At 52.8% G+C, this 9,108-nt stretch carries 10 protein-coding genes; 5 read left to right on the top strand and 5 right to left on the bottom strand.

The window, feature by feature from the left end:
• Window positions 1–369: 369 nt before the first annotated feature.
• Window positions 370–1,272, bottom strand: coding sequence for a helix-turn-helix transcriptional regulator (locus BN1125_RS05965; protein WP_052446081.1), 903 nt, complete (start codon window positions 1,270–1,272; stop codon window positions 370–372).
• 146 nt (window positions 1,273–1,418) lie between these two features.
• The gene (locus BN1125_RS19855; RefSeq protein WP_156993143.1) at window positions 1,419–1,535 is read right to left on the bottom strand and encodes a helix-turn-helix domain-containing protein; all 117 of its coding nucleotides are present in this window, start codon (window positions 1,533–1,535) and stop codon (window positions 1,419–1,421) included.
• A gap of 1,040 nt (window positions 1,536–2,575) precedes the next feature.
• On the opposite strand from BN1125_RS19855, the gene BN1125_RS05970 reads away from it, so the two are divergent.
• The 4 genes from BN1125_RS05970 to ssb all read left to right on the top strand — a co-directional run bounded on the left by BN1125_RS05970 (window position 2,576) and on the right by ssb (window position 6,236).
• The gene (locus tag BN1125_RS05970; RefSeq protein ID WP_156993145.1) at window positions 2,576–3,631 is read left to right on the top strand and encodes a hypothetical protein; all 1,056 of its coding nucleotides are present in this window, start codon (window positions 2,576–2,578) and stop codon (window positions 3,629–3,631) included.
• A 162-nt stretch (window positions 3,632–3,793) separates the two neighbouring features.
• Window positions 3,794–4,237: a translesion error-prone DNA polymerase V autoproteolytic subunit gene (gene umuD, locus BN1125_RS05975; protein WP_042011232.1), complete on the top strand. Its 444-nt coding sequence runs from the start codon at window positions 3,794–3,796 to the stop codon at window positions 4,235–4,237.
• Entirely contained in the window at window positions 4,218–5,477 is a 1,260-nt protein-coding gene (umuC, locus tag BN1125_RS05980) for a translesion error-prone DNA polymerase V subunit UmuC (RefSeq protein WP_042011225.1), read from the top strand. Before umuD ends, umuC begins: the two co-directional genes overlap by 20 nt.
• Window positions 5,478–5,747: 270 nt before the next feature.
• The gene (gene ssb, locus BN1125_RS05985) at window positions 5,748–6,236 is read left to right on the top strand and encodes a single-stranded DNA-binding protein (protein WP_084202265.1); all 489 of its coding nucleotides are present in this window, start codon (window positions 5,748–5,750) and stop codon (window positions 6,234–6,236) included.
• Between the two features lie 67 nt (window positions 6,237–6,303).
• On the opposite strand, the gene BN1125_RS05990 is transcribed toward ssb, so the two are convergent.
• Genes BN1125_RS05990 through BN1125_RS06000 form a run of 3 tightly spaced genes read right to left on the bottom strand, consistent with a single transcriptional unit; the run spans window position 6,304 to window position 8,637 of the window.
• A complete protein-coding gene (locus BN1125_RS05990; protein WP_244268470.1) occupies window positions 6,304–7,194 on the bottom strand; it encodes an HDOD domain-containing protein in 891 nt (296 codons plus the stop codon).
• A complete protein-coding gene (locus BN1125_RS05995) occupies window positions 7,178–8,416 on the bottom strand; it encodes a tyrosine-type recombinase/integrase (RefSeq protein WP_042011228.1) in 1,239 nt (412 codons plus the stop codon). The genes BN1125_RS05990 and BN1125_RS05995 overlap by 17 nt, the downstream gene beginning before the upstream one ends.
• Window positions 8,417–8,427: 11 nt before the next feature.
• Entirely contained in the window at window positions 8,428–8,637 is a 210-nt protein-coding gene (locus BN1125_RS06000; protein ID WP_042011229.1) for a hypothetical protein, read from the bottom strand.
• 130 nt (window positions 8,638–8,767) lie between these two features.
• Here BN1125_RS06000 and BN1125_RS06005 point away from each other — a divergent pair, with 130 nt between their 5' ends.
• Window positions 8,768–8,968 carry a helix-turn-helix domain-containing protein gene (locus BN1125_RS06005; RefSeq protein ID WP_042011230.1) on the top strand — a complete coding sequence of 67 codons (201 nt, stop codon included), beginning with the start codon at window positions 8,768–8,770 and terminating at the stop codon, window positions 8,966–8,968.
• Window positions 8,969–9,108: the final 140 nt, after the last annotated feature.

The following is a 9,108-nucleotide window of genomic DNA, read 5'->3' on the forward strand; positions in this document are numbered from 1 at the left end:
CATGATGTTATTAGCCAGCAGTTGCAGTACCTGCTGGCAGGTTTGCTCCAACAGGTCGAGCCCGTCCTGCCGGCGGGGCCGGGCGGCCAGACCATGTCCCGGTCACCGCCCTTGCGGCTCAGCAGTTGCTGTTGCAAGCGGCTCAACGCCGGCAGCAACGCCACTCCTTGAAGGAAGCGCCATGGCTTGTGCTCGAGCAGGTCGAGTTAACCATGAAACTTTTGCAGCCACCCATGCCAACGACTCACGTAGTTGTTTAGCGCCTTAATGTTAATTATCATAACAATCATGCATTTATGAATAATTTCGGCTCTGTAACAGCTCTGTGTAAGCTCAGTATCGTTCGTGGTGGCTGCTAATCATGGATAATCATAATTGGTGTTTGAGAAGCCCTCTTTTGCTCAGAGTGCTGATAAGTTCTTCACGGTTTTTAATCGAGACCGGCTGATGACCTGGCTCGGTCTGCACGTGATTGAGGCTTAGCCCGAAACCATCAATCAGGTAGTTTATTTGTGACAACTTGCTTGGTATGACAAGCTCCCCATCACACATCCCGTAATCTCTCTCTATTAACGACATTTGATGGCTATTCAGCCGTGGATCTGCTTGTAGTACAAGTTGTATAGGCGTGTTCCAGTCGGTGTCTTCTTCGATTGGGTTAGTGGAGGAGCCGAGTTCTTCGGGTTCGCCAACAAAGCGACTTAACATAAAATCGCGATAGGCTCTGCTTTTTTCACAATATGCTCGAACATGCCAGCGCAAAGGGGTTTCTACCAATGAGTGCGGTGCGATTATTCGAGCTTCGGGCTCTGCTGAGCTCATTGATAAATATTCAATTTCTAATCTTCGTCCTTTGCTAATCGCTCTTACGAGGGCGCGCATTATGACGGGGTCAATTGCCCTTGTAGGAGGTATCACTGACGTGACTTCGCGAAACCCTAGTGCAGAATAATTGCTCTTCGTTACGAGGCGCTCGTTCAGTGCCAGTAGGTTAAGGTACTCATCGACACGTCCTCGAGTAAAGACAGGGTTAAAGGTTTTTGAGGTGGTATAGCCCGCAATATGCGGATCGTATTCAAGGTTACCGGGAGCGTGTTCTTCTAGGTAGGCATTAATTTCTCTAGAGGCTTGTTGCCGCCCAATGTCGAAACAGTTGCACAAGTGTACGGTAGTCACTCGACCTTCCCAATAGGCGATGATCTCTATGACTTGGTAGCGTAGCAGTGTTTTTTTATTTACTTTTCTATGTAGAGTCTGTGTCTGCTCAATCATTAAAATGCTCAACTTAAAAAGATTAGCTGGTTAGTAGATGACTGGCTAAGAAGTCTTTGAGCGTCTGCTGCAATGGCTGAGAGGTCGTTTCGGCCAGCCAAAGCGTTTGCTCGTCTTGCTTCCAAGCCGTTAAGCACTTGCACAGGTCAGCTATTTTTCGCCTTGCTCATGCCTATCTTTTGCAACACCAACGCCTTGTTGAAGACGAACCGACAAGAGCCCTCAAAGCGGCGCATTTGTCGCTCTTGCTGGCCATTTGGCATCCTGGGCGGGAGCACACCTTGTTAAATCAAGTAACAAGCCAGATTTTTGCTCATTAAGCACACAACCCAAGAGTAAATAGCACTCGGTTTCACACCGCGGAGTGAGCAAAATTTATTCCTATTGGTGTTATTTTGCTCCACTTGCTCATTTTATAGGTTAGTTTGCTCTCACCCTGATTTGGCATCAGTTCGTATTTGAAGGCTTGATGTCGTTGCATTACTTCATCATCCTTTGGTCTATGAAAAATATCAACGACATTAGAACTGGAAGGCACTGCATATTCCGGCCGACCATGAACACCTATTCCGGTTCAACGTGAACACCATTTCCGGACCAATGTGAAGGCTCATTCCTGCTCAACCTGAACACTTTGCCCCTCCTTTCCGGAAACAGTGTTCAACATCCCAGAATCACTGTTCACACTCACCAGAACCATCCTTAATGCATTGATTTAAAAACTTTTTATACGCTATCCCTTGTGCTAGGGAAGAGCCTATGCCTACCAAGTGGATTGCAATGCGTAAAATTCGTGAAGTGCTGCGACTGCGGCTGGCTCAAGCTCTCTTTTGCTAGGTCAGTGTCTGCACCAAGGTCCGTGTCAGCTCCATCCAGAAACCAGGGTGAGAGTGTGAACTTTTTTTTAAAAACTGCCTAAATTAAAGCCGCTTTGGCTGTTTGTTGTTCGTTTTACTACCGAAGGGCCTCTAGTGAGAGTCAGTGGTGCTTTCTATATGCCGATACTCGCAAGGCGGTTCATGAGTCACTGTTGAATTTATTTACTTGATAGATATTTTTTTGTGTCACAAACAGTCAACAATGGTTTTTCGTAACAGTGTGACAATGGTTTTTAACGATAAATTCACACTCTCGCCCTGCCTGATATCCCCGCCATGAATGACGGGGATATCAGGCGTAATGGGTAAGTAGCTGGTCGACCTGTTGTTCGACGGCGTGCTTGTGCTCCAGTCCATTGGCAAGCGAGAGGCATGTACCAAAATAGGACACTTATGTGTGCGCAAGAGTTGAAATAGGATAGTCGGTGAGTTCATCAGAAAGAGGTGTGAAAAATACGATGTCGAACAGAAACTCAATAACTTGTCTTGCGAAGCAGTTTTGTGATGGACTATGGAATAGCTTTACCAATAAATATCCGGCGTTCGTCAATCGAATTAGCCCCACACTAGTGCATTTGGCTATTTATCAGCATCTCATTAACCACCCATCTATAATTGGCAGTAAAGGGCGGCAACGTCAGCAAGAGTTAGTGGAATCGTTTGAACAGTGGTATGAGGGAATAGAGCTTGCCCGCGCCATTGATTGGATTGATATAGATTTGGATGTGATAGATATTATTAGAGCTGAAACTGGTGACTATAGTTATTACTTTAATGAGTCTGGCAGTTTTATTCGAAATAAGGAGCCCAATCAGACCTTGGAACGCAGTATTAACCATCAGCTTTTTCAGGTTTTACCAACGGCGACCTCATCCGTTGTTGTCAACAATAACCAAAATCAAGAGATCGTCAAACAAATTAAGAGTCATCTGTTAAACTTAGTATCTTCTCCAATAAATAGTTCAATACCCGGTGAGCAGGAGTTGTTCTCGCTAATGGTTGATGACATTTCACGATTGCTGATTGGTTTTCCACGTGATGAGTATAACGCTAAGGATTTAGGCAGTTACTTATATCTTTTTCAAAGCGCAGCGCTCGGGAATCATAAGACCAAACACGAGTGCGCTCAACTCGAAATGTCGATTCATGCAAGCGTTTATAAACTTCAATATGAGGGGGGCGCACCTCAACACATTGATCCAGTTTGGAAAAAGGGGTTGGGATACTCTGATGAGTTAGTCAAAGACTACAACCAACTGATTTCAATCTTGGACAGTCAGGTGTTCACCGTGAATAGGGAAGATATTACTGATGGCTTTGAGCTGAGTGTTTGGCGCTATCCGGATAAGGAGAAAACGCAGCAAAAAATTATTCTGAGAGGCGATGGACACTTTGAGCTAATGGGAGAAAAACCACTCATTTTTGACGATGCTCGTGCGATCGAAATGCACTTGATGAGTATGACAAAAAGTGACAGTTAATCAGTTGTAACGCCGATAGGGAATGTGAAACTCTCGTCAACTTCCTTTGACCATTCTGTTACCGATTGAGGCCATGCTACGCGATCCTGGCCAACCAAAACTTGCGTTGATGCAAACATTCGGCATTATAATGGCTGTATGGATATACAGCATTGCAGCATGATGAACCTACTCACCCCAGACCCCTCACCCGCCGAGGTGGCCATTCCGCTGTTCTTACAGCGGGCCTCTTGCGGCTTTCCCAGCCCCGCCAGCGATTATCTGGAAGGCAGTCTCGATCTCAATCGTCACTGCATCAGCCATCCGGCCGCCACCTTCTACCTGCGTGCCGAGGGGGAGAGCATGACCGGGGTCGGTATCTTTCCCGGTGATTTGTTGGTGGTCGATAAGAGCCTGACTGCCCGCCACGGTGACGTGGTGATTGCACTGCTCGATGGCGGCTTTACGGTGAAGATCTTGCAACTCACCCCCCGGCTCGCGTTGCTGCCCGCCAATCCAGCCTTTGCCCCGCTGGCGGTGGATGCCGAGCAAGGGTTTGAGCTGTTCGGGGTGGTGACCCATGTGATCGGTAATTTGAGGCAGCGTGATGGCCATTGCGCTGGTTGATGTTAATAACTTCTACGCCAGTTGTGAGCGGCTGTTTCGCCCCGAGCTGCGTGGGCGGCCACTGGTGGTGCTCTCCAACAACGATGGCTGCGTGGTGTCTCGCTCTTACGAAGCCAAGGCGATGGGCATCAAGATGGGGGTGCCCTACTTTCAGATCCGCGAGCCGTTTGAGGCACATGGCGGGGTGGCGTTCAGCTCCAATTATGCCCTCTATGGTGATATGTCGAGCCGGGTGATGAGCACGCTGGAGACCATGGCCCCTGAGCTGGAGGTCTACTCCATCGATGAAGCATTTCTGGCGTTGTCGGCGTCGTTTGCCGGGGATCTCACCGCCTATGGGCAGCAGATCCGCCAGCGGGTGCAGCAGTGGACCGGCCTCACGGTCGGGGTCGGCATTGGCCCCACCAAGACCCTCGCCAAACTGGCCAACTATGCCGCCAAAAAGTGGCCTGCCACCGGCGGCGTGGTCGATTTGCACGATGAACTGCGCCGGGCCCGGCTGATGGCGATCACCCCGGTGGAGGAGGTGTGGGGGATTGGCCGCCGCTTGACGGTCAAGTTACAGCGGCAAGCCATACACACAGTGGCCGATCTGGTCGCCAGTGATGCCAAAGGGTTGCGCGCCCAATACGGCGTGGTGGTCGAGCGGATCGTGCAGGAGCTACGTGGCCTGCCTTGCGCAGAGCTGGCCGTTGAACCGGTGGCGAAGCAACAGATCCTCTCCAGCCGCTCGTTTGGCGAGCGGATCACCGAGTGCGCGGCAATGGCACAAGCCCTGGCGGGGTTTATGGCTCGCGCTGCCGAGAAGCTGCGGGCGGAGGAAATGTGCTGCCAGCGGGTGCACCTGTTTGTGCGCACGAGCCCGTTTGATGAGCGGGCCCCCTATTACAGCGAGCAGGCCGGGGCGCGGCTGAACTGCCCAACCGATGACACCCGTTTGCTGCTGCAGCAAGTGAGCGTACTGCTACCGCAAATTTGGCGCGACGGCCATCGCTATCAAAAAGCGGGCGTGATGCTCAGTGAATTCACCCCCAAGGGGCAGCAACAGGCCGATCTGTTTGCCCCGCCTTCCCCTCAATCGGATGCGCTGATGGCGGTGCTCGATCAGATCAAGGCCAAAGGATGGGGAAAAGTCGGCTTTGCCAGTCAGGGTACGGGGTCACCCGAGTGGATGATGCGCCAAGCGCATCTGAGCCCTTGTTACACCACCCGTTGGGAAGATCTGCCGGTGGCACGTTGACCTTCTCCCCTCCCTCAACAAGGCGACAGCCGCCCCCGGCACCAAATGGTCACAGCTACATGACGGGGAGTCGCGGGTATGGTGGTCCCCGATTGCGGAGGGCGATGCATCACTCACCCTCTTCACCCGCACCAAGAGTCAATCCGTCGGGGGCGAGTAAGTGTGGAGGGGCGCACCCTTTCAACCGGCGCAATTCGATACAGTAATGGGATGAACGATTGCGATCGTGAACCCGCCGACTTTCTATCTATAAGAAAAATTGGAGCAAATATGGCAACTCGGGGTATCAACAAAGTCATGCTGATCGGCCATCTTGGCCAGGAGCCGGAGGTGCGGCAGATGGCACAAGGGGGGGCGGTGACCACCATCAGTCTGGCGACCTCCGAGAGTTGGCGTGATCGGCAAACCGGCCAACAGCAAGAGCGGACCGAATGGCACCGGGTAGTGTTTATAGGCAAGATTGGTGAGATTGCCGGTCAGTACCTCAAAAAGGGCTCACAGGTCTATGTGGAAGGCAAGCTGCAGACCCGCAAGTGGCAAGACCAGAATGGCCAGGACCGTTACACCACCGAAGTGCTGGTCGACAGCTTTAACGGGGTCATGCAAATGCTGGGGGGGCGCAATCATCAGGATAGCCATCCCGTGTCCGCCACAGAGCGCGCGCCCGTGGCTCCACCAGTCAACGGCAAGACTTCCCTACCAGTCACCCCACCACCCCCTATCCCCGACTGGGATGGAGATGATTCCATCCCCTTCTAACCCCTCAACCAAACAGGGACGCACATGGCGGCCCTGTTTCTTTACGAACTCGCCCAACAGGCCTCGCTCATCCCAGCCGTTTGTAGATCCGGGCATCCTCGTCGGATTTGTGAAACCAGTAAAAGTCGGGTAAGCCAACAAATACCCGCCGCCAGTGGTACACCTCGGCTGACAGGCGATCGGCCATCTTCACGATGGTTTCAGGCATGTACTGGATTTGCTGCTTGCCCACCGAGGCCGATAGGCAGGCGGTCAGCGCTTCAAACACCCGCGGCTCTCGCGCCATCAATGGCTCGAGGTAACGCTCCAGTTTCATAAAGTTGAGCGCCTCATGGGAGGAGCAGATCCCCTCCCCGCTGCTGTTGTTGTAGTAAAGGTAGAGCTTGCCGACATCGTGCAACAGCCCGCCCAAAAAGGCCACGTCGGCGGTGCGGCTGTCGAGCTGGTATTGCTGGCAGAGCATCCTGGCCGTCAGCGCCACTTCAACACTGTGTTCCAGCAAGCCGCCCTCGTAGTCATGGTGATGGTGATGACTCGCTTTGCCGCGATAGAAGGCGGCAATAAAGGGTTTGTCAAACAGCAGCCCCTGGACAAATTGACGAACGCCACCACCAGGCAGTCCGGCATAAAATTGCCATAACTGGTCGATCATCTGGCCATGACCTGCTGACCGTGCCTGCTCAAGGTGAAACAGCCACACCTGGCGAGCGGCCTCGCCGGTCATCCCCGCAATCCCCTGCGTAGGCAGGCCGACCGGAGCAGACGGCTGGGCGGCAAGCCGCCAGCGCACCAGCTGGCCACTGGGCTCGATATGAGCCATCTCACTGTGCGACACCACCACCAACTGGGTGTCACCGGGCGTCCACAGTTGCCACTGCTCCAAATGCCCCTCAAGGCAATGCAAGCGCGTTGCCCACAGCAATTGACCAGGTTCCTGCCGATTAATGACGTGGGCCATGGTGGATCTCCTCGTTTAGGATGGTAGTGCTCTCATCGCGCTGACCCGATGCGGTCGGCTCATAGCGACTGAGCATCTGCTCAAAGGCATGCCCATCGCGCCCCGACAGATCCGGCACATAGCGGGAATAGACCCGAAACAGCATTTGCGTGCTGTTGTGGCCCAACTGCCGGGCAATCCACTCCGGGCTCTCCCCGGATGCCAGCCAGAGGGTCGCAGCCGTGTGCCGAGTCTGATAAGGCTTGCGCTTCTCCAGATCGAGCAAAGCTAATAACGGATACCAGATCCGGTTCGCCACATTGCGATCCTCCAGCGGACGGCCATTGCGGTTGCAAAACACAAAGTGATCCGGGGTGACATCAGTTCCTTGCCGGCTGCGCTGAAGCAGCAGTGCCTCATACACCCGCTCGCTCATTTGCACCGTCCGGTAGGAGCCATCGGTCTTGGTCGGGATCAATTCATCGCGCACCCAGGCTTGATAAATCAGCAACTGCCGACGCTCAAAATCGACATGACGCCAGGTCAACCCGTGGATCTCGCTAGAACGCAAGCCGGTGAAAAAACGGGTGATGTAGTAAGGGCGATAATCCGCCCGCACCGTGGCCACGATGTCACCTATCTCGTCGAGACTGAACGGCATAATGGTACTGCGGGGGATTTTGAGCGCCCGAATATTGCGCCAGGGCGAGATAAAACCGTAGCGGTCGGCCGCATCGGTCAGCATCATTCGCAGCGGCGTCATGATGTGATTCACCCGCGAGGCGGAGATCGGCTTGCCACTGCGCCCGGGCAACTGGGTCACCTGCGCCCGGAATGCCAAAATAGCGCCCTTGTCGATCAGGCTCAGCGGCTGGTTGCCAAACTGCGGCAACAGGTGACCATCGAGAATGTCGCGTACCGTCTCCCGCTGGGAGGTGCGCCATTCTGCCGCCTTTTCGGCATACCACTGCTCGGCGAAATCGCGCAGCAAGGGGCACCCCGCCAACAATACCGCTTCCCGCTTGGCCTGGTTGGCGAAATAGTCAACGCGAGGACTATTGGGAAACGCCTTGCAGAAATCAAACTGCCCCAGCGTGATCTGAGCCTCCATCCGCTCACAATACTGCTTGAGCTTGCGACGATTTTGCTCACTATCCGGCAGGCCGGTCCGTTCCCGACAACGTTTGCCCTTGAAGGTAAAATCGAGATACAGCCGTTGGTTGAGACTGAAGATAGACGCCATCTTGCCACCCCCTAGCCTTGGAAAGATTCGAACGTGGCGCTGTGCTTGAGCATCTCCTCTTCGATCGGCTCCCAAAGGAACAACAGCTTGCGTCCCCCAAACGGGCGAATGTAATGCAGCCCTTCGAGCAGCACGGAATCCTTGAGCTGGTTGCGGATGGTACGCGGATCAAACTTGATCCGTGCAGAGAGCTCTTCTGTTGTCAGATAGGTGTATGCCATAATCGTTCTCCCAATACCGATTTATCGCCTCAGGAGATTCAATTAACCTCCTGAAGAACAATTTAGCATCAAAAGACCTTTATGCAAGACTTTTTAATCTGCAGGAGGTTAATTTAATTAGGTTTAGAACATGGTGAAGTGTCATTTGTCTAGGATCATGGGTGAGAAACGGCTCAAGATTGCCGATGTTGCACGAGAAACAGGCCTCAATAGAGGCACTATCACTCGTATGTATAACGAAACAGCAACCCGGATCGAGCTTGATGCACTAGAAACACTATGTCGCTATCTCAACGTTCAGATAGCAGACATCTACGAACTGGTGGATTGATACCTACCGAAGGATGAGCGGGCAACTCTGGGGAGATCTCTTAGTTACTCAGGCGTGAACCTATCAATCCGATTGTGTAACTGCTCACGAATAAGTAAATTTTTCAATAGCATACCTTCGTGTGCGTATTCCCACGCATG

Origin of the sequence: Aeromonas fluvialis, from assembly GCF_000819885.1 — a bacterium.
Classification (GTDB): Bacteria; Pseudomonadota; Gammaproteobacteria; order Enterobacterales; family Aeromonadaceae; genus Aeromonas; species Aeromonas fluvialis.